Here is an 18,751-nt window from a genome sequence, read left to right on the forward strand (position 1 = left end):
TTTTCCTGAAAAGAAAAAGGTGTTTTTATTTCAAATTTATAAACTACTTTTACCCATTCGTTCATGATTCATTACTCCAACGACACGTTTATCCCTAATTTGCTTATAAAAACGAGCCATGAAATTGATAATCAAATTAACTATTTTCATTATAATCATTTCTGCTACATCTGGACTCGGACAACCCCTTAGTTTATCTACAAAAGAGGTAGATAGATTAAAACAAAATTTGACGGAGGTTATTGACGACACGAATAGAGTGATCAATTTATGGCGTTTGGCAAGGTATCATACCATGACAGCGCCTCACCAAGCTGTAATATATGCAACCAAGTCAATCAATCTTGCCCGAAAACTCGATTACACCTATGGCGAATTGGTTTCTTTACAGGCATTAAGCTTCGTCTCAACCATCACGGGCGATTGGCAAAATGGTATGCAGTCGGCTTATGAAGGCTTACAGGTAAGTCAAGCAAAATACCCCAAATTAGAAATCGTTTTTTATAACTTAATCGCTCTTGTTTATGAAAAACAACAAGATAGCAAACACCGATTAGAATGGTTATTAAAAGCCAAAAACGACCCAGAAATAGAATCACTTCCTAACAACGGAAAATGGCTAATTTACCATAATCTTGGCGAGGTTTATGAAAATTTAAACGAGCTTGATTCTGCCATGTATTTTGGAAAATTAATAGACAAAAGCTGCCGAGAATTGAACATCCCCATAGAGGTATCGTATGCCAATGCCGTCATGGGAAGGGTAGAAAAAAAACGCAAAAACTACCCACAAGCACTACATTATCTAAGAACTGCGATTAGTTTCTCAAACAAATTTGGCAATCCTTTTTTAGAATCTGAGCAGTCGGTCGATTTAGCAGGGATTTTTCAGGCAATGAACCAACCCGACTCGGCTATTTTTTACGCGGAAAAAGCCTTAGAAGGCGGTCAACAATTCAAAAACTTAGTGCTTACCATAAGCGCCGCCAAAATTTTAGCGCAAATCTACGAACACAAAAATCCAGCCAAAGCAATCAATTATCTGAAAATAGTCAATGCTTCTAACGATAGCATTTACACGACTTCTAGAATTTTTCAAACGCAAAATATTGTCAATACCATCAAACAACGCGAGCGAGAATTAATAGAAGCTAAAGAAGATTACGACAATTCCATCAGACAAAATACGCTCATTGGATTTCTTATTTTTTTTGGATTACTGACTATTATTTTGATTCGGAATAACCGTCAAAAACAAAAAAACAATGCCGTTTTGAAGGATAAAAACCGAGAAATAAGCCTTCAAAAGGAGAAAATAGAGAAAACAATGGAGCAAAAACAGGTACTCCTTTCTGAACTGCAACATCGCGTAAAAAACAATCTACAGTATGTGATTAGCATCTTAGAAATCCAGAAAGAATCAGCGAGCCATAGCAACATCGACGACTTGATAAGAAGTAACCAAAATCGGATTCATTCGATTGCTTTGCTCCATAAAAAATTGAATGTTTCGGAAAGTGTCAATGAGGTGGACTTGAAACGGTACGTAACCGATCTATCCGAACTCGTCAAGGATTCGTATGACATCAAAGAAAAGAATGTGAGCCTGTTTATCACTTGTGACATCGAGATTTTGTCTATCACAAAAGCACTGCCTTTGGGTTTGATTATCGTCGAGTTGGTTAGCAATAGCATGAAACACGCCTTCAAAAATCAAACAAAAGGCATTATCAATATCGAAATCAACCAAGAGAAAAACTCAAAAAAGAATTGCCTACACTACATCGACAATGGCGTTGGCTTTGATTTTAAGAATGTGCAAACCAAAGGGCTTGGGGTAGAAATCACGAAAGGGCTGATTGACCAACTCAATGGCACAGTGGAAACACAACTCAAAAAAGGGTTTGAACTGAAAATGTGTTTTTAACGACCTCAGCAATGAATTCAAAAGTAATACTAATCGTAGAAGACGATTTTCTGAATAGGAGACTTACTAAGAAAATTCTTCAAGAAAATAGTTATCAGGTTTTAGAAGCCAAAAACGCCGATGAAGCCTTGGCAATTCTCAACAAAGAATTGGTTGACCTCGCCGTTCTTGACATCAATCTCGGCGATGGAGAAATGGACGGCATTAGTTTGGGGAATCTCATTCAAAACAAACAAAAAGTACCGTTTATCTATCTGACAGCTTACGAAAATGCCACCATTATCAGTGAAGCTATTGCAACGTCCCCTTATTCTTATCTCACCAAACCCTTTAAAAACAGCGACTTAATCGCGTCTATTGAATTGGCACTCATAAAATCTTCAAAAGAAGAAAAACCCAAACCTACCATTTTGGTAAAAGATGGTGAATATAAAGTCGAATTACCGTTAGAAGACATCAATTTTATCAATTCAGAAGGAAATTATTTACTCTTTTATACCAACGAAAAAACGTTTAAATCTCGCGCTACTATTTCGCAAATTTTAGAATTATTACCTCCCTCAAAATTCATTCAAATTCACCGAGCATTTATAGTCAACAAGGATAAAATTGAGAAGTATAATGCTAAAAATGTGGTCATAAAAAATACCATCATACCCCTCTCCAAGAAAGACCTCTTTGAAAAGTAAACCGTTAGATTGGCGACCTGGGGAATGACAGGGAAATGATTTTCTTAAACTCCTTCGCCTATTTCGAGTTAATATACTAAATTAACTCGAAAATAACTACATGCCTTATATCAATGCCATTGGAACGGCTGTTCCCCCCCATCGGCATCATCAATCCGACATTTTGAGGTTTATGCTGGCAGCAGAAAATTACTCAGAAGATGAATCTAGGCGGCTGTCGTTGATGTATCACCGCAGTGGTATTTCGTTTCGTCATTCGGTTTTAGCAGATTATAGCAGCTCTAAACACGGCTACCAATTCTACCCAAAAACCCCTGATTTAGAACCATTTCCTACCGTTTCGCAACGAATGAGTTTCTTTGAGACTCACTCCCTAACCCTGGCTCAATCGGCCATCTCCGACCTTGGCCTTACCGAAAATGACGCATCTTTTACGCACCTTATTACGGTGAGCTGTACGGGTTTGATGGCACCCGGACTAGACATTCAGCTGATGGAATCGTTGGAATTATCTCCAACAATTGTCCGAAATTCAGTCAATTTTATGGGTTGTTACGCGGCTATTCACGCCCTGAAATTGGCCGATGCCTTTTGTCGGGCCGATGCCAACGCGCAAGTTTTGGTCGTTTGTACAGAGCTGTGTACCTTACATTTTCAAAAAGGAAAATCATTGGATACCCAAACCTCCAACCTGCTTTTTTCCGACGGTGCCGCCGCCTGCGTCGTGAGCAACCGCCCCCACGGAAAACGCATTGAGGGGTTTTATTCGGAAGTGGTTTTGCAGGGAAAAAATGACATGTCGTGGAAGGTATCGGAGCACGGATTTTTGATGAAATTGAGCAACGAAGTACCAAAATTACTGGAGGCTTCGATTCGGCAAATGATTCTCAATGCGCTTTCCAACAACCACTTAACACTTGATAAAATTACCCACTGGGCCATTCACCCTGGCGGGAAAAGCATTTTAGAGGCCGTCCAACGGGCCATGAAGTTAGGAAGCACGGCGAGCGAAGCATCATTTGAGGTATTAAAAAATTACGGAAATATGTCGTCCGTGACAATACTTTTTGTGTTAAAAAAGCTATTTTCAACCAACGATGAGGACAAAACGTTTGCGGTTGCCTTTGGGCCTGGTATCACGATGGAAAGCATGATTTTGGCATGATAACTTTTAAAAAACGCTCCTACACGCCCGAACTTTTGGATGCCGACGACATCCCTTCAGCTGATTTGTTTCAAAACCTGAAAGAACTCAAAATCATCAATACCTTGCTCGGGGGGCATCGGGTGGTGTTGAATGGTATCTCAAAATTTGCAAAAAAAGCCCCGTCGCTCTACGTAGTTGAAATCGGGTCAGGAGGCGGCGATAACCTCGGAGCGATTCGCTCAAAATACCCCGACTTTTTCCTAGAAGGTGTTGACTTGAAACGCGATTGTACCGATTATGCCCGTAGCCACAACCCGTCGGTTCGTTTCCAAACGGCTGACTATCAAAAGGCTATCTTTCACAAAACGCCCAACCTTCTTTTTAATTCGCTCTTTTGTCATCACTTTACCGACGAACAACTGGTGGACATGCTGCAATGGATGCACCAACATTCGACCCAAGGTTTTTTTATCGCCGATTTGCACCGTCACGCGTTGGCGTACTATTCAATTAAGGTCTTGACTCAGCTTTTTTCCCGTTCTTATTTGGTCAAAAATGACGCACCGCTTTCGGTCAGGCGTGGTTTTACGCGCTCGGAATGGGAAACGTTACTTGCCAAAGCAGGTATTACGCATTACACTATACGTTGGCAGTGGGCATTTCGGTTTTTAATCGTGGTACAACATGCGCAAAAATAAGCTTGGCATCGTGGGAGGTGGGTTGGCAGGGCTAAGTTTGGCCATTCAAGCAGCTCGAAAGGGTTTTGAAGTTACCTTATTTGAAAAAAACACCTACCCTTTCCACCGTGTTTGCGGCGAGTACATTAGTCTTGAATCGTACGATTTTATTGAACGCTTAGGCGTTCCCTTGTCTGCCTGGAACTTACCCGTCATCAAGGAGTTAGAAATCACTTCGCCAAAAGGGACTCGGCTGTCGGAAGCACTTCCGTTGGGAGGTTTTGGGCTTAGTCGTTACCAAATTGATTTCGAACTGGTACAAATTGCTCGTTCGTTGGGCGTACTTATTTTAGAAAAACATACCGTTAGCAAAATTGACTACTTGACAGCTACCGATTCGTTTATCATCTCGGCCAACCAGCAAACGTGGGAAGTGGATTGCTGCGTGGGGAGTTTTGGGAAAAAATCAAACCTTGATGTGGCATGGAAACGGCCTTTTGTGCAAAGCCAAGAAACCCGCCTCAACAACTACCTTGGGGTCAAGTATCACCTCCGAACTGATTTCCCAAAAGACAAAATTGCCCTGCATAATTTTGTGGACGGCTACTGTGGCATTTCCGCTATTGAGGACGACAAATACTGCTTGTGCTACCTTACTACGGCTCAAAACCTCAAAAAATCGGGCAGTAAACTGGAACAGATGCACGAACAAGTGCTCTTTCGGAATCCTTATTTAAAATCAATTTTTGCCAATGCCGACTTTTTATTTTCCGAACCCGTCACCATTTCCCAAATTAGTTTTGAACCAAAAACCTTGGTCGAAAACCACGTGCTACTGCTCGGAGATGCGGCAGGGATGATAACACCCCTCTGCGGCAACGGCATGAGCATGGCGCTACACGGCTCAAAAATTGCGTTTGAGTGGATTGATAAATATGCCAATGGAATAATTTCTCGCTATGAATTAGAAACTCAATTTACCACCAGTTGGAACCAGCTTTTTAAACGTCGGCTGTGGGTGGGACGACAAATTCAAGCGCAGTTTGGCAGTGAATTTCAAACCGAAGTGTTGCTTCGGAGCCTCAAACCTTTTCCTTTTATAGTCAAAAAAATCATCAGCCTCACCCACGGGAAACCTTTTTAAAACTTTTCTACATGACGCCCAAAGCCATTCTTTTGCACCTTCGATTGCCGTTTTCGTTGTTTTTGATGCCCGTGTATTGGTTTTCCCTGAGCCAAACGCGCGATTTTGACGTATCAAAAGCCCTTTGGATTTTTGTCGTTTGGCACCTGTTGGTTTATCCAGCCAGTAATGCATACAATAGTTATTTTGACAAAGACGAAGGCAGTATTGGCGGATTAGAAAAACCTCCCGCCGTCGATAAAAAACTATTTTATACCGCTTGGGTCATGGATATTTTGGCCGTTGTTATTTCCCTTATTTGGGTCGATTACGTCTTTGCAGCAGCGGTATTGGTGTACGGATTGGTGTCAAAATCGTACAGTCATACGTTGATTCGCTTGAAAAAATACCCGTTTTTAAGCTGGTTAATCGTAGGTTTTTTTCAAGGGGCATTTGTATATATCAGCACCCAACAGGCCATTTCGCCTGTGCCTTTGCCCATGACAGGCTCGCTTTTGCCTGCGCTATTAAGTTCGATGATGTTGTGGGCGGTGTACCCGATGACCCAAATCTACCAACACGAGGAAGACGCCAAACGAGGTGACCAAACATTAAGCCTGCTGTTGGGAATTCGGGGGACTTTTTTGTTTACAGCGAGCATTTACTCGTTGGCCGCTGTTGGTTTTTGGTACTATTTACCGTATCGGCACTTTCTATTTTTTATTATGCTCACCGCCCCTACGCTTGTCTTTTTCCTGAATTGGTTTCGTAAAACTTGGCTCGACGAATCGCAAGCCAATTTTAAAAATACCATGCGGCTCAATTTGCTGGCTTCGATTGGGCTTAATGTGTTGTTTATAACGCTCTTAGTAATGCAAAAATAGGCGCAGACGTCGGGTTGTGAGCAAATAAAATCATTCATTCAGTTTCACAAATGTATATTTATCTAAACGATTATTTGAGATACTTCCATTTTGTAAATGGCTCACATATAAATACGCATTAGAGCTACCTTTATTGGGTAACTCAAATATTATTTCTATTCGGCTTCCCTTGTCTAAAATCAACAAAAAATGTCCGTTTTTATCCATTTTTTCAACTTTTTCAACTCGATCTTTAAGTAAAATTTTATCCCTATTTTGGATAGAAATACTATCAAGCCCTTTGGGTGGCTGAGATAACGTCCAACCCGACCAAGTACGAACAAAAAACTGACTCGTATCCTCAGACATAATCTCTTTTCCATCAGGAGCAATCTCTGCAACCTTACGCCAAGAAGCATAAGTATAAGCATCAAAAGCATCTGCTTCAATCATTTTTCTACTTCTACAAGAAGCAATACAAAGAAATAAAAAAGCAATCAATTTCGTATTTTTCATGATGGGTCATTTATGGTCTAATTCCAGTCAATGCTCTTAAATAAGTATCATAAGTATCTGAATTCCCTGAAGAAGAGTACGTAAAAGAATAATTTGCTAAATAAAAGCCATTACTTATTCCATACTGTCCCCAGTTCAATGAAATATACTCATACAAAGCTAAATCACAATAACAAACAAGATCTCCCCATTCTTCATAGTAACTTTTTAAGTACTCAAATTGAATTTTTGAGTATCCGTCTGCAACCCAAATATGAGCATCGTTAAGATTTACATTATTCAAAGTTCCTGTTAACAAAACTGGAAATCCTTGTAACAAATCACTTTTTACACTTGGATACTTGCTGCTAAGGCCATCCCAGGTCCCCCCACTTGAATACCCCATATTGGCAAAGGCATTATTTATATTACCTGGGTAAGTCCATGTGTTACAATTACCAAATACTCCATAACCACTACTAGCAAAAGCACCACAATTTCTAATCAAAATAGGAACTTGTCTATCGTTAGAATTAATTAAATAATCACAGTTCATAACTGACAATATTCTTGGCATAGGATAACTTGTACTAACAGCATCTCCATTAAACGAAATAGTACCATTTGGTTTTTGATAATAGTTCATTGCCATTGCTATTGACCCGCAGCCTGCTGCTTTTCTACTGCAACCAGAGGCAGAGTTACAACCGCCATCAGAAGGTGAAAATAGTGAATATCCATAACCTTGCCCCCATCTTGCCACATTATCTACAAATTGCGGTGTAGAGAATGTATATACTTGGTTACAAGTCGGACAATCGTCCGTTACTCTTTTATTATTGAATGAAAAATAACCTTTTTTCTGGTAGATTTCCCACATTTTTTTTTCTTTGTCATAGTCTTTTTTACCTTCTTTTTTTACTTTCTTAATACCAATTTTTACCGATTCAATCCAATCTTTAATCCCAGGAGCATCCTCAAATCCAAATGTACTATTATCCGAATATGCAAGTATTGGAACGACTCGTTTATCTCCTGCTACTACTACAAATCCACCTTCTTCAAAATTAACGATAAAGCAAATATCTAGATTCTCATCACTTATCGTTCTAATCTCTCTTATCTTCTTTGAAGGCTTATTATTCAGAAAAACTCCACTTATGCTATCAAGACTAGTTCTAGCATTTTTAACATTGTTTCTTAATTTATTATTCAAATTAAATACCGAATAGTTTTCACTAATCAATCTTACATCTTTCTGTGTAACTTCAAATCCATAATCATTTCCATCTTCTAAAAGTACACCAATGTCATTTGCTTTTTTTCGCACCCTAAGAGCAAAAAAATCAACAAATAAATAATGAAGAAAATATTTTTTTCAGAATTCATGTCTTTTTAAAATTTAAATCATTCTTCTAAAGTATTACTCACAAATATAGACAATAAATTAAAACTCAATATTATGTAAATATTAAGTTTTAATTCGATAATCAATAAAATATCCTTAAACCTGACCCCTCGAACATAATAGTATATTTTTAAAAACAAAAAAGTATGTACAAAACCTAAACTTTAATACTACTTTAAGAATATTAATTATCCCTAGATTGGTTTCGTAAAACTTGGCTCGACGAATCGCAAGCCAATTTTAAAAATACCATGCAGCTCAATTTGCTGGCTTCGATTGGGCTTAATGTGTTGTTTATAACGCTCTTAATAATGCAAAAATAGGCGCAGACGTCGGGTTGTGAGCAACCCTTTCCACGGTGAGGAGGGTTGCTCACAACCCTCCTCATACTACATAACATCATTCTCAACAACTACTCTTTCACCCGTTTTGCCTTCGCATCAAACATATTCATGAGCGTGCCTTTGAGGTTATTGTCATCTACTTTGTTCAGTTCAATGTTCACATCATAGCCCTGCGTCGAGAAGAAAATCGTAATTTTTCCCTCCGCTTCTTCCACAGTAGCAGGAATCGTCTCTTTTGCATCGCCCGCTGCCACTTTCAATTCACCCTTCAGTTTTCCGTCTTTACGAACGAGTTCTGTCGCAAATTTAGCATCACCGTTAGGAGTACCTTCTACCAAAATCTCCCATTTTCCCGCAAAAAAATCAGTAGCAGGTTTGTCGGTTTGTGAAAAGCCTTGAACAGCGATTCCAACAACGAAGGCGAGCGTTAAAAAAATTGTCTTTTTCATTTGAGTTGTATTTAAGTTTAAAAGTTACTTTCTACGAGTTGCTTTGGTGGTAAACATGCCCATCATTGAGCCCTTCAAATTGTCAGCGTCCACTTTTTCAAGGTTCACGTTGATATTGAAACCAGACATTTTGAAGTAAATCATGATTTTTCCGTCAGCTTCTTCTACTTTTTCGAGGGTTTCGGCAGGAATATCGCCCGTTTTAGGTTTGATGGTTCCCGTCAATTTTCCGTCTTTTCGTTCCAAATTCAACAACATCACGGCATCGCCCTGTGGCGTACCAATCACTGTCGTCTCCCAGCTACCAACATAAAAATCGGCAGGAGCCGCTGCCTCTTTGGGCTGTTCTACCTCCACGGCTTCTATACTTGGCAGTTTAAACTCCGCTCCCATCACCACCATCAACGTAGCGGCATCAGCCTTGGGATTCTGGAATACGGCATATACATTGTGTAATTTGCGGTCATTAACAGGTTCAGCAATTGGAATTTTAAGCATTTTTGGCGTAAAGTCCATTTTATCTGAAGGCTCCAGAAACTCCGATTTACCAATCAATTTTCCCGTGGGAGAATCAAGGCGTAACTCCACCAATCCACCCGCTGCATTTACCTGAGGTTTAGGCGCTGTCGCCAACAAAACTACTTCAGCTACTCCTTCTAAATCGACCTCTTTCATACCCATGTAAGCCCCTGGTTTTGAAGGAATCGCTAGGTTATTACCTCCAAACGACATCTTATTGACCTCGTTGTATTCGTCAAACGTATGAGGATCCACTTTCGAATTACGAAGGAAGAAGGTTTGCTCAGACCGTAGCGCAGGTACGCCGTTTGCCCCTTGATCTTCGTACGCTGCCCGAACGATATATACACCTTTACTTTTATCCGACGCAGGTGCTTTGGCAAGGTAAGTACCGTTTACTGGCAATGACTTTGGTTTTTCGTCCGAAATACTCAAAATATACTTCACCATTTCGGAAGCATCGCCCGTAGAAAGTTGTGGGTGTCCAGCCATGGCAGTTTCACCCCACACACCACTTCCACCCGAAATCACTTTTTTGGTCAAACGCTCCATTGCGGTGTTGTCACCTTTGTATTTCTTGGCTACGTCGCGGTAAGTTGGGCCAATTGATTTTTTATCAACACTGTGGCACGCCATACAGTCGCTGGCTTGAATGAGTTTTTTACCCGTCGCCACCAAGGCATTGGCATCCGCCGAACGGTGTCCCATGGCAATCATGTTTTTATCAAAGCCTTCTGCAAGATAATCAATACTCACTGCCACATTTTCGGCCTCGATGCCTTTGCCCAACGAACCATCTTCTTTATCGTTTACTTTGATGTCGTAGTTAAACGGTTTGTTAGAAACGTAAAACGACTTATTGCTTTTAGGCATGTCAAGGCTCAATACAGGAGGCTCGTTTCCAGCCGTAATTTCCATCGACTGCGAATTGATTCCACCTTTTCCATCATCTACCGTCAACGTGGCTTTGTAAATTCCCGCTTTCGCAAGCGTAAGGTTCGCGTCTGGCGTAGTGATTACTTTAGTAAAGCCCGCTTTTGACGTAATTTTCCACGTATATTTCAACACATCACCATCCGCATCCGACGTTCCTTTTGAAGAAAGTTTCAAGTTGAACGGCACGGCACCACCCATTTGGTTGGCGACCATCTCAATTTTTGGCTTCCGATTCCCGCCGTTGTACTCTATACGTATCAACCGCGCATCGTCGTTGGCCGTAAACCAACCCGAACCGTATTCAAGCATGTACAAGTCGCCATTCTCGGCAAACTCCATGTCCATGGGGTTGCTGAATTTATAGCTTGGCATAAATGGCTCCATCGACGCGTAGTTTCCGTTTTTATCAAAACTTACCGCCATAATCCAGCCTCTCATCCACTCGTAGGCAAAAAACTTACCGTCGTAGTAGCTCGGGAATGCGCGTTCGGCTTTGGCAAATCTGTCTTTGTTATATACAGGTCCAGCCATGGGGTTACAACCGCCCGCCCCCAACAGCGGGAACTCTTCGCTTTTGGCGTAGCTGTACCAAATCATAGCGCCTTGAGCAGGTGGCAACTGTACCAATCCTGTGTTATTGGGTGAGTTATTAACGGGCTTGAACACGTCCCATTTTTCACCTGATTGCTTTGTTTCAAAATTAAATTTGTTGTACGGCTGGTTGTTTCCCACAAAATGCGGCCAACCGTAGTTTCCAGCACTGGATGCTTGCCCAAACTCGCACGTACCCGCCGCGCCACGGTTAGGGTCTGGTTTAGAAGCATCAGGGCCTACGTCTCCCCAATACAATTTTCCTGTTTTTTGGTCAACCGAGATACGGAATGGGTTACGATGGCCCATGGTGTAAATTTCGGGACGACTCAGCCCCCCGTCCCCCGATGGGGGTGGATTTGTCGCTGACCATTTTTGTTGAGCTCCCCCATTGGGGGCAGGGGGACCGAAAAGATTTCCCTCTGGAATAGTGTAAGTCCCGTCCGCTTGAGGCTTAATTCTGAGAATTTTACCTCGTAAATCGTTCGTATTGGCACTTGACTTTTGGGCATCCCACGGGCTACGGCCTGGGCGTTCGTCGCTTGGACTATATCCATTGGAAGCGTGTGGGTTGGTATTATCTCCCGTACTTAAGTACATATTGCCTGCTTTGTCCCAGTCGATAGAGCCCCCTGTGTGGCAACATTCTTCGCGCTGGGTTTCCACTTTCAGCATTTCTTTTTCCGAATCCATCAACAACTCATCGCCTTTCATGGTAAAGCGTGAAAGCACGTTGTACGAGCCTTTTGTTGACGAATAGTACAAGTAAATCCACTGATTTTGAGCAAAATTAGGATCTTTTCCTAGTCCTAATACGCCATCTTCCGCCACCGATTCTTTCCCTTCGCGGTTGACATATTTTAAGCTGACGGGCAGTTTTGTAATGGTCTTCAGCTGTTTTGTTTTGTTGTTGTACAGGCGAATCTCCCCTTTTCGTTGGATAAACAATACCCTGTCTTTATCAAGGACGGTCAACTCCATCGGCTCATCCAGTTTTTCTTCCAAAACCACTTTTGTGAAGCGGTTTTCCTCAGGGCGCACCTCCTTCACATCCGTTACTTTAGCGGCCTTCGCCTCACTGGCTTTTGGGGCTTGGGCCATCAAGTGAAATGTACTAAGCAACATCACTGCCGCTTGCGTACACACCCACTTACCCTTATTAGCTACTTGTTTCATAAATTAGTACAATAATTAAAAGAGTTACTGATAGGTTAAATTCTTACTGAGGTTGTTTTTTTGAGCTCCACTGCAAGGCTGTTTCAATCAATTTTACAAAATTGGTATTCTGCCAAGCGGTTTCGTTGTGCCCCATTGAAGTATAAAAAGTTTTGCCTTTGCCTGTTTGTTTGTACCAAGCCACAGGGTGGTCTTTGCCCATGCCAAAGTTTTTGGTGGACACAAACAACATATTTCCACTTGGGTTGATACTTTCACCGTTGATGGTATATACGATATTAAAGCCCTTTTTGCGGGGATTTTCAAAAAATACGTACCACTCGTCCGAATTAGACCATTTCGGTGCTAACGTACTGAAAAGGCTGTCTTTGGGAGCCGCATCGAGTAAAATATCGGCCATCTGAAACTGAGGGTCGAGCGGGTGGTGCGAAAATTTCGCGCCTAATAAATGTTTTTCGTACCAATCCCAGTGGTGTGAATCATCGCCCGCACCGTGGATCCCCATCAAACTACCTCCGTTTTCGACGTACTGTTCCAGCACTCGCTTTTGCTCGTCATTAATCACTTCGCCCGTCGAATTGTTGAACACCACCACGCTGAATTTCGCTAGTTGCTCCGCGTTAAACACCCCTCCTTCTTCCGTTTCATACAGATACCAATTGTTTTTCTTGGCCAAATCGGCAATCACAGGTTTAGAAGCATCAATCGACGCTCCGTGACGAAAGCCAGTCGTTTTTGAAAAAAGTAAGATGGCAGGCTGACCCGTTGGAAAAGTAATTTGAGGCGCTTCGGTCTCGTAAGATACGGGAAATCCATTTTTTACTTTATACATGAATATCCCACCAGCGGCGAATAATAGCACCACGAGGCCAACAATGACTCCCAGTACAATTTTGATGATTTTTTTCATTGAGGTAATTTTTTGGCGAATGGAGGTATTGGTTACGAATACGTTAGAAGTATGACCCAACAAAGGTATAGAATAAAAATTTTTATTGTCTATTTTAAAGACAATAATTTTTGCATTATTTTGTCTTTGAAGAGTTATATTTTACAAACGGCAAAATATAGGGATAAATGAAAATGAGCTTTTTGAAGCCGTATATTATTCGAAAGCCTGTCAAAAGTGTAACTTTCATGCTTAGTTTGTGTATTTATCCCTAATTTGAAATTTACCAATTCATAATTCCTAAAACCACGCCCCATGAAGTTATTCGACGAAGACCATTTTATTCGCCAACTGTCTATCGACTGTGTTATTTTTGGTTATCAAGAATTAGAATTAAAGGTTTTAGTGTCCAAAGTTAACCTCAATCAACCCGTCTGGACGTTGCCTGGGGGATTTATCAGGCAAGAAGAAAGCATCGACTTGGCGGCTCAACGTATTCTAGAAGAGCGCACTGGACTCACTGATATTTACCTAGAACAATATCGCGTTTTTGGGGAACCGACTCGCATCAATCACGAAATCTTTGAGGGTTTCAACAACATGAAGGAAGAGTGGCTAGAAAAAGGTATTTTAGACGAAAGTAGCTTTGAGTGGCTCTCCAAACGCTTTGTTTCGATTGGGTATTATGCCTTGGTGGATATTAATAAAGTAAGCCCCCGTAAAGGAATGCTTGATGCTTCCGTGGGTTGGTACAATGTCAAAGAGTTGCCCAAGATGATTATGGACCACAACGAAATGGTCGCTGCCGCGCTCGAGGCGCTCCGTCAAAACCTTGACCAAAAGCTCATTGGCTTTAACCTCCTGCCCGAAACATTCACCATGCGTGAAGTACAAGAATTGTACGAGGCGGTTTATGACAAACCTTTTGCCCGCAACAACTTCCAAAAGAAAATCCTCGACCTCAACGTGCTCGAACGCCTCGAAAAGAAGTTTACGGGGGCGCAGAACAAAGCGCCGTATTTGTATCGGTTTAGGAAGGAGTTGTAAAGTTAGATTACTACGAGCTATTCGGTATTGTTTCAATATTACGTTATATTTGCGAAATAGAAATTAAATATCTAATTTGCAAATATATGATAATCAGAGAATTAAGCCAAAAAATAAATCTATCAGCAAAAAAAATGCCCGTTATTGCTGTAACAGGCCCTCGCCAAAGCGGTAAATCAACCCTCATCCAACAGCTTTTTCCGAACCACACTTATCAGAATTTAGAAGATATTGAACTTAGAAAATTTGCTCTATCTGACCCCAAAGGCTTTCTTCACCATATTGGAACAAAAGCCATTATTGACGAGGTTCAATATGCTCCCGATCTCCTTTCGTACATTCAGGTGATAACCGATCGAGAAAAAATAGCAAGCCAATATGTGATTTCAGGTTCACAAAACCTTCTATTAATGGACAGTATTGCCCAAAGCTTGGCTGGGCGAGTTGCGATTTTCAATTTATTGCCATTTTCTTTGGCAGAAATTCAGCAGACCCACTTTGCTTTGCCCACTTACGAAGATTATATCTTGAAAGGGTTTTATCCTCGTATTTATGACCTCGACCTAAACCCCACAACTTGGCTGCAAGATTATCTTCGCACTTACGTTGAGCGGGATGTTCGTCAAGTTCTGAATGTCGGCGACTTGGGTACGTTTCGTCAATTTCTCGAAATTTGTGCGGGGCGCATTGGACAACTCGTCAATTTATCAGACATCGGCAACATGATTGGTGTTTCGTATCAAACGGTCAATAGGTGGATAAGTGTGTTGGAAACCAGCTTCATCGTTTACACGCTTCGTCCATATCACCAAAATTTCAATAAACGCATCGTCAAGTCGCCCAAACTTTATTTTTATGACACGGGCTTGGCTTGTGCATTGCTCAATCTTCGCCATGTGGAAGACCTCAATCGACATTTTGCCAAAGGAGCTTTGTTTGAGAATTTTGTTATCAATGAAATTCTCAAAAACCAACTCAACCAAAACTTATCTCCTAAAAACTACTTCTGGAACGTTTCTGGTTCTCATGAAATAGATTTGTTGCTTGATAAAGGCGGTCGGTTGTTGCCCATAGAAATCAAATCAAGCCGAACTATTAGCAATCATTTTTTTGACGGGCTGACCTATTTCCAAGCCTTATCTGGCTCGCTACCCACCGAAAGTTATTTGATATACGGCGGCGACGAAGTACAAAAACGTAGTAGTGCACAAGTGTTGAGTTGGAAAAATTTGAGGGATATTCCACTGTAGAGCATCAAACCAAAATAGATAAATCCATTTTCTTTTTTAACAGGTAATTTATTTCACCTTAATAACTACTTTCCCTTTTGCACGACCCGATTCGACATAAGCCAACGCCTCGTTGGTTTGCTCAAATGGGAAAATTTTATCAACAATTGGGCGAATTTTTCCTGCTTCTATTAGAGCTGTGATTTCATTCAACTGTTTGCCCTCTGCTCTCATAAACAAGAAGTTATAATTAAGATGCAGTTTTTTTACCTTCTCTTTAATGCCAAAACTCAGCAAACGCATGATTATTTTAACAAACCAAGACAAACCTACTTCGTTGGCAAATTCGACATCGGGCGGACCCGAAATGGAAACAACTTTACCATTGGGTTTTAAGATATTCAAAGATTTTTCCAGTGTTTTGGTATCTTGACTATTTAGCACAAAATCGTAGTCACTTAGTATCGTTTCAAAATCTTGTGTTTTATAGTCAATTACCACATCAGCCCCCAAACTTTTCACCAAATCACTGTTAGCAGCACTTGTGGTAGTAGCCACGAAAGCTCCCAAATGTTTTGCCAACTGAATAGCGAATGTGCCCACTCCGCCCGAACCTGCCTGAATGAATATATTTTGCCCCTTTTGAATATTCATTTTTTCAACAAGCGCTTGCCAAGCGGTCAGACCCACCAATGGAATAGAAGCCGCTTCTTCCATGGTTAGGTTCTTAGGTTTCGGTGCTAAGTCACGCTCATCGACAGCGATGTATTCAGCAAAAGTACCAATATGAAAGTCGGCAGGACGTGCGTACACCTCATCGCCAACCTTAAATTTGTTTGCTTTTGGGCCAACTTTTGTAACGATACCTGCCACATCATGCCCTAACACAAAGGGGGTTTTATAAGGCAATAAGAGTTTGAACTCACCATCTCTAATTTTGGAATCCAACAAATTCACGCCCGAAGCATAGACTTGAACGACTACTTCGCTATCCTTTGGGGTTGGTTCTGCGATCTTGAATAAGTTGCAATGTTTCTTTTTTTCCGTAGCGATTTACTGTGAATGCTCTCATTTTTTTGCCTTGTTAATACTTTTAATGATTGAGTTTTCAAATGTTTTATAGGCAAAATGCTGAATCGCTAGAAAAACCGATGCACCTTTCCCAACAGGATGACTGAATTTGGGGTTTTTATCTTCCACCAATTTGACGAGGGTGTCAATAACGGGCGTGGGTTCGGGGGCATTTTCAAATAAATCCTTTGCGAATGCGGCTATTTTATTGCGATACGTGTTGTAGTCGTCTATTTTGCCTGCCACTGCTACCGAGCCACTTAACAGATTGGTTTTGAAGGCCATAGGCTCAACCATTGCCACCTTGATATTGAAGTCATTTAACTCAAATCTCAACGCTTTAAAATATCCTTCTAAGGCATGTTTTGAAGCACCATAGTAAGCGGCATTGGGGTGACAAGTGGTCTTTGTTGATAATCAGGGACTTAATGGACAAAAATGGATGTACGTATGGCGATTTTTTAAAATCAGGGGAGAAAATAGCGACCAATATTTTAGCTGCCCGATTGCAGGCATTGGAAGAAAACGGGCTCATCTTAAAATTGGAACACCCTCAAAGCAAAGCCAAAGTATTGTATAAATTGACCCAAAAAGGAATTGATTTATTGCCCATCATGGTAGAAATCAACTTGTGGGCCGATAAATATTTCACAATACCTGAAGATAGAAAAGCGATGGTGGCATTGATGAAAAAAGACAAAGCCAAGTTTATAGAACTTGGCTTTGAAACATTGAAGGGCGGAGGGTAAAAACAATTATCTACCCATTTTTCAAGGCTTTCTTCATCATTTTTCCAATAAAATTCGTCGCAAATCGTGGGCTGAGGCGGTAGAGGATGTCGAGCATCGTCGCATCTTTACCGACCGTAACTCGGTATTTATTGTTTTCCATGGCCTTGATGATGATTTCGGCAGCTTGGGAGGCGGGCAAAGCCATTTTTGCTTGTTGCGCATTGGCTTCCACTTTGGGTTTTCCAAGTCCAGAATTTTCGGTAATGTTAGTCGCAATGGCGCCTGGGTGTACTACCGTAACGTGTACATTTGTGTCTTTGAGCTCGGCATACAGACCTTCGGTGAGGAGTTTTACCCCAGCTTTGGCTGCCCCATAAATCGTTTGTCCAGGAAAAGGAATAAAGCCGCCCATGCTCGAAATATTGACGATATGCGCTTCAGGACGCGTCAGGAAATGCGGTAAAAATGCTTTGGTCAAATACAGCGTACCGAAGAAATTAACGTTCATCACTCGGTTGATGTCTTCGATAGCTAAATCATTGACAGGAATAAACTTTTGAATGATTCCTGCATTATTGATGATTCCATCCACCGCACCGAAGTGCTTTATGACTAACTCGGGTAACGCATCTACTTTGATTTTATCCGAAATATCCAGCACAAAACTTTTGAATCGGTCATCGCCTACCCCTGCGATTTGCTGGGTCTCAGCCAACGCATTTTCGTGAATATCAACGCCCGCTACGTTGGCATTTTTCTTGAGCAATTGAAGGCTAAGTTCCCGCCCAATTCCACTTCCTGCGCCCGTCACGACGATGACTCTATTGCTTACTTGCATGATTTTGAATTTTGTAACCACGAAGCACACTAAGTAAAGCACAAAGTTCTCAAAGCTTTATTCTTTGCGTACTCCGTGCTTTTCTTATTGATCTTTGTGGTAAAGATTTTCTACTACTCCTTCACCCGTTTGGCCGTTGCGGTAAAATCCATCAACATGCCTTTGAGATTGTTGTCATCTACTTTGGTTAGGTCAATCGAAATTTCACCCCCTTGCGACGACTCAAAATAAATCACCAGTGTTTTGTCCTTTTCTTCAATCTTAGTGATGGGGCGTTTGTTATCATCTGTGACCAATTCACCCGTAAGTTTACCATCTTTACGAACCAAATTGGTTTTGAAAACGATGTCGCCACGGGGGGTGCCGTTTACTGCAATTTCCCATTTACCCGCATAGAAATCCGTAGGAGCTGTACTTTGAGAAAACCCTTGAAGGGTGATTCCGAAAAAGAACACGAAAAGAATGATACTTGCTTTTTTCATTGTGTTTGCGTTTTATACGTCGCCACGGTTGTTTAGTGTATATTTTAAACAGCTGTCAGACGATAGTCAGACGGCTAAAAGTTGTGGTCTGACTACCGTCTGACCAAGGCTACGTTTGGT

18 protein-coding genes are annotated in these 18,751 nt (G+C 41.3%); 9 read left to right on the forward strand and 9 right to left on the reverse strand.

Going from position 1 to position 18,751, the window contains the following annotated elements; genetic code table 11:
- Positions 1 to 295 precede the first annotated feature (295 nt).
- The 6 genes from K339_RS0116785 to K339_RS0116810 all read left to right on the forward strand — a co-directional run bounded on the left by K339_RS0116785 (position 296) and on the right by K339_RS0116810 (position 6,447).
- On the forward strand, positions 296 to 1,927 hold the full coding sequence (locus K339_RS0116785; RefSeq protein ID WP_028524630.1) for a tetratricopeptide repeat-containing sensor histidine kinase: 1,632 nt from the start codon (positions 296 to 298) through the stop codon (positions 1,925 to 1,927).
- An 11-nt stretch (positions 1,928 to 1,938) separates the two neighbouring features.
- Positions 1,939 to 2,616 (forward strand): LytR/AlgR family response regulator transcription factor, encoded by a 678-nt coding sequence (locus tag K339_RS0116790; protein WP_028524631.1) that lies wholly within the window; start codon positions 1,939 to 1,941, stop codon positions 2,614 to 2,616.
- 100 nt (positions 2,617 to 2,716) lie between these two features.
- On the forward strand, positions 2,717 to 3,781 hold the full coding sequence (locus tag K339_RS0116795) for a type III polyketide synthase (protein ID WP_028524632.1): 1,065 nt from the start codon (positions 2,717 to 2,719) through the stop codon (positions 3,779 to 3,781).
- Positions 3,778 to 4,461 (forward strand): methyltransferase domain-containing protein, encoded by a 684-nt coding sequence (locus K339_RS0116800; RefSeq protein ID WP_037300826.1) that lies wholly within the window; start codon positions 3,778 to 3,780, stop codon positions 4,459 to 4,461. Before K339_RS0116795 ends, K339_RS0116800 begins: the two co-directional genes overlap by 4 nt.
- On the forward strand, positions 4,448 to 5,584 hold the full coding sequence (locus tag K339_RS0116805) for an NAD(P)/FAD-dependent oxidoreductase (RefSeq protein ID WP_028524634.1): 1,137 nt from the start codon (positions 4,448 to 4,450) through the stop codon (positions 5,582 to 5,584). The genes K339_RS0116800 and K339_RS0116805 overlap by 14 nt, the downstream gene beginning before the upstream one ends.
- 11 nt (positions 5,585 to 5,595) lie before the next feature.
- Positions 5,596 to 6,447 (forward strand): UbiA family prenyltransferase, encoded by an 852-nt coding sequence (locus K339_RS0116810; protein WP_028524635.1) that lies wholly within the window; start codon positions 5,596 to 5,598, stop codon positions 6,445 to 6,447.
- A 30-nt stretch (positions 6,448 to 6,477) separates the two neighbouring features.
- Here K339_RS0116810 and K339_RS0116815 read toward each other — a convergent pair whose 3' ends face one another.
- The 5 genes from K339_RS0116815 to K339_RS0116835 all read right to left on the reverse strand — a co-directional run bounded on the left by K339_RS0116815 (position 6,478) and on the right by K339_RS0116835 (position 13,254).
- Complete coding sequence (locus K339_RS0116815) at positions 6,478 to 6,942, reverse strand: hypothetical protein (protein WP_157607628.1); 465 nt, start codon at positions 6,940 to 6,942, stop codon at positions 6,478 to 6,480.
- A gap of 10 nt (positions 6,943 to 6,952) precedes the next feature.
- Complete coding sequence (locus K339_RS0116820) at positions 6,953 to 8,251, reverse strand: Spi family protease inhibitor (RefSeq protein WP_028524637.1); 1,299 nt, start codon at positions 8,249 to 8,251, stop codon at positions 6,953 to 6,955.
- 490 nt (positions 8,252 to 8,741) lie between these two features.
- On the reverse strand, positions 8,742 to 9,122 hold the full coding sequence (locus tag K339_RS0116825; RefSeq protein ID WP_028524638.1) for a hypothetical protein: 381 nt from the start codon (positions 9,120 to 9,122) through the stop codon (positions 8,742 to 8,744).
- A 24-nt stretch (positions 9,123 to 9,146) separates the two neighbouring features.
- On the reverse strand, positions 9,147 to 12,344 hold the full coding sequence (locus tag K339_RS0116830; protein ID WP_028524639.1) for a PQQ-dependent sugar dehydrogenase: 3,198 nt from the start codon (positions 12,342 to 12,344) through the stop codon (positions 9,147 to 9,149).
- 43 nt (positions 12,345 to 12,387) lie between these two features.
- Entirely contained in the window at positions 12,388 to 13,254 is an 867-nt protein-coding gene (locus K339_RS0116835) for a ThuA domain-containing protein (protein WP_028524640.1), read from the reverse strand.
- A 294-nt stretch (positions 13,255 to 13,548) separates the two neighbouring features.
- Between K339_RS0116835 and K339_RS0116840 the strand changes: the two genes are divergently transcribed.
- Both K339_RS0116840 and K339_RS0116845 read left to right on the forward strand, forming a co-directional pair.
- A complete protein-coding gene (locus tag K339_RS0116840) occupies positions 13,549 to 14,280 on the forward strand; it encodes an NUDIX hydrolase (protein WP_028524641.1) in 732 nt (243 codons plus the stop codon).
- Between the two features lie 134 nt (positions 14,281 to 14,414).
- Complete coding sequence (locus K339_RS0116845) at positions 14,415 to 15,530, forward strand: ATP-binding protein (protein WP_211243815.1); 1,116 nt, start codon at positions 14,415 to 14,417, stop codon at positions 15,528 to 15,530.
- A 48-nt stretch (positions 15,531 to 15,578) separates the two neighbouring features.
- Here K339_RS0116845 and K339_RS33955 read toward each other — a convergent pair whose 3' ends face one another.
- Complete coding sequence (locus K339_RS33955) at positions 15,579 to 16,466, reverse strand: NADP-dependent oxidoreductase (protein WP_229598755.1); 888 nt, start codon at positions 16,464 to 16,466, stop codon at positions 15,579 to 15,581.
- A gap of 111 nt (positions 16,467 to 16,577) precedes the next feature.
- Positions 16,578 to 16,916, reverse strand: coding sequence for a Rossmann-fold NAD(P)-binding domain-containing protein (locus tag K339_RS33960; protein ID WP_229598756.1), 339 nt, complete (start codon positions 16,914 to 16,916; stop codon positions 16,578 to 16,580).
- 29 nt (positions 16,917 to 16,945) lie between these two features.
- Here K339_RS33960 and K339_RS0116860 point away from each other — a divergent pair, with 29 nt between their 5' ends.
- Complete coding sequence (locus K339_RS0116860; RefSeq protein WP_028524643.1) at positions 16,946 to 17,329, forward strand: winged helix-turn-helix transcriptional regulator; 384 nt, start codon at positions 16,946 to 16,948, stop codon at positions 17,327 to 17,329.
- A gap of 10 nt (positions 17,330 to 17,339) precedes the next feature.
- Here K339_RS0116860 and K339_RS0116865 read toward each other — a convergent pair whose 3' ends face one another.
- A complete protein-coding gene (locus tag K339_RS0116865) occupies positions 17,340 to 18,149 on the reverse strand; it encodes an SDR family NAD(P)-dependent oxidoreductase (RefSeq protein ID WP_028524644.1) in 810 nt (269 codons plus the stop codon).
- A gap of 113 nt (positions 18,150 to 18,262) precedes the next feature.
- Complete coding sequence (locus K339_RS0116870; protein WP_028524645.1) at positions 18,263 to 18,631, reverse strand: hypothetical protein; 369 nt, start codon at positions 18,629 to 18,631, stop codon at positions 18,263 to 18,265.
- Positions 18,632 to 18,751: the final 120 nt, after the last annotated feature.

It is taken from the genome of Runella limosa DSM 17973 (assembly GCF_000482465.1).
GTDB classification, from domain to species: domain Bacteria; phylum Bacteroidota; class Bacteroidia; order Cytophagales; family Spirosomataceae; genus Runella; species Runella limosa.

Coding starts and splice junctions, on each gene's coding strand:
- K339_RS0116800 (WP_037300826.1), top strand. CDS start 3,778: ATGATAACTTTTAAAAAACGCTCCTACACGCCCGAACTTTTGGATGCC.
- K339_RS0116870 (WP_028524645.1), bottom strand. CDS start 18,631: ATGAAAAAAGCAAGTATCATTCTTTTCGTGTTCTTTTTCGGAATCACC.
- K339_RS0116810 (WP_028524635.1), top strand. CDS start 5,596: ATGACGCCCAAAGCCATTCTTTTGCACCTTCGATTGCCGTTTTCGTTG.
- K339_RS0116830 (WP_028524639.1), bottom strand. CDS start 12,344: ATGAAACAAGTAGCTAATAAGGGTAAGTGGGTGTGTACGCAAGCGGCA.
- K339_RS0116795 (WP_028524632.1), top strand. CDS start 2,717: ATGCCTTATATCAATGCCATTGGAACGGCTGTTCCCCCCCATCGGCAT.
- K339_RS0116785 (WP_028524630.1), top strand. CDS start 296: ATGACAGCGCCTCACCAAGCTGTAATATATGCAACCAAGTCAATCAAT.
- K339_RS0116865 (WP_028524644.1), bottom strand. CDS start 18,149: ATGCAAGTAAGCAATAGAGTCATCGTCGTGACGGGCGCAGGAAGTGGA.
- K339_RS0116835 (WP_028524640.1), bottom strand. CDS start 13,254: ATGAAAAAAATCATCAAAATTGTACTGGGAGTCATTGTTGGCCTCGTG.
- K339_RS0116845 (WP_211243815.1), top strand. CDS start 14,415: ATGCCCGTTATTGCTGTAACAGGCCCTCGCCAAAGCGGTAAATCAACC.
- K339_RS0116840 (WP_028524641.1), top strand. CDS start 13,549: ATGAAGTTATTCGACGAAGACCATTTTATTCGCCAACTGTCTATCGAC.
- K339_RS0116790 (WP_028524631.1), top strand. CDS start 1,939: ATGAATTCAAAAGTAATACTAATCGTAGAAGACGATTTTCTGAATAGG.
- K339_RS0116815 (WP_157607628.1), bottom strand. CDS start 6,942: ATGAAAAATACGAAATTGATTGCTTTTTTATTTCTTTGTATTGCTTCT.
- K339_RS0116805 (WP_028524634.1), top strand. CDS start 4,448: ATGCGCAAAAATAAGCTTGGCATCGTGGGAGGTGGGTTGGCAGGGCTA.
- K339_RS0116825 (WP_028524638.1), bottom strand. CDS start 9,122: ATGAAAAAGACAATTTTTTTAACGCTCGCCTTCGTTGTTGGAATCGCT.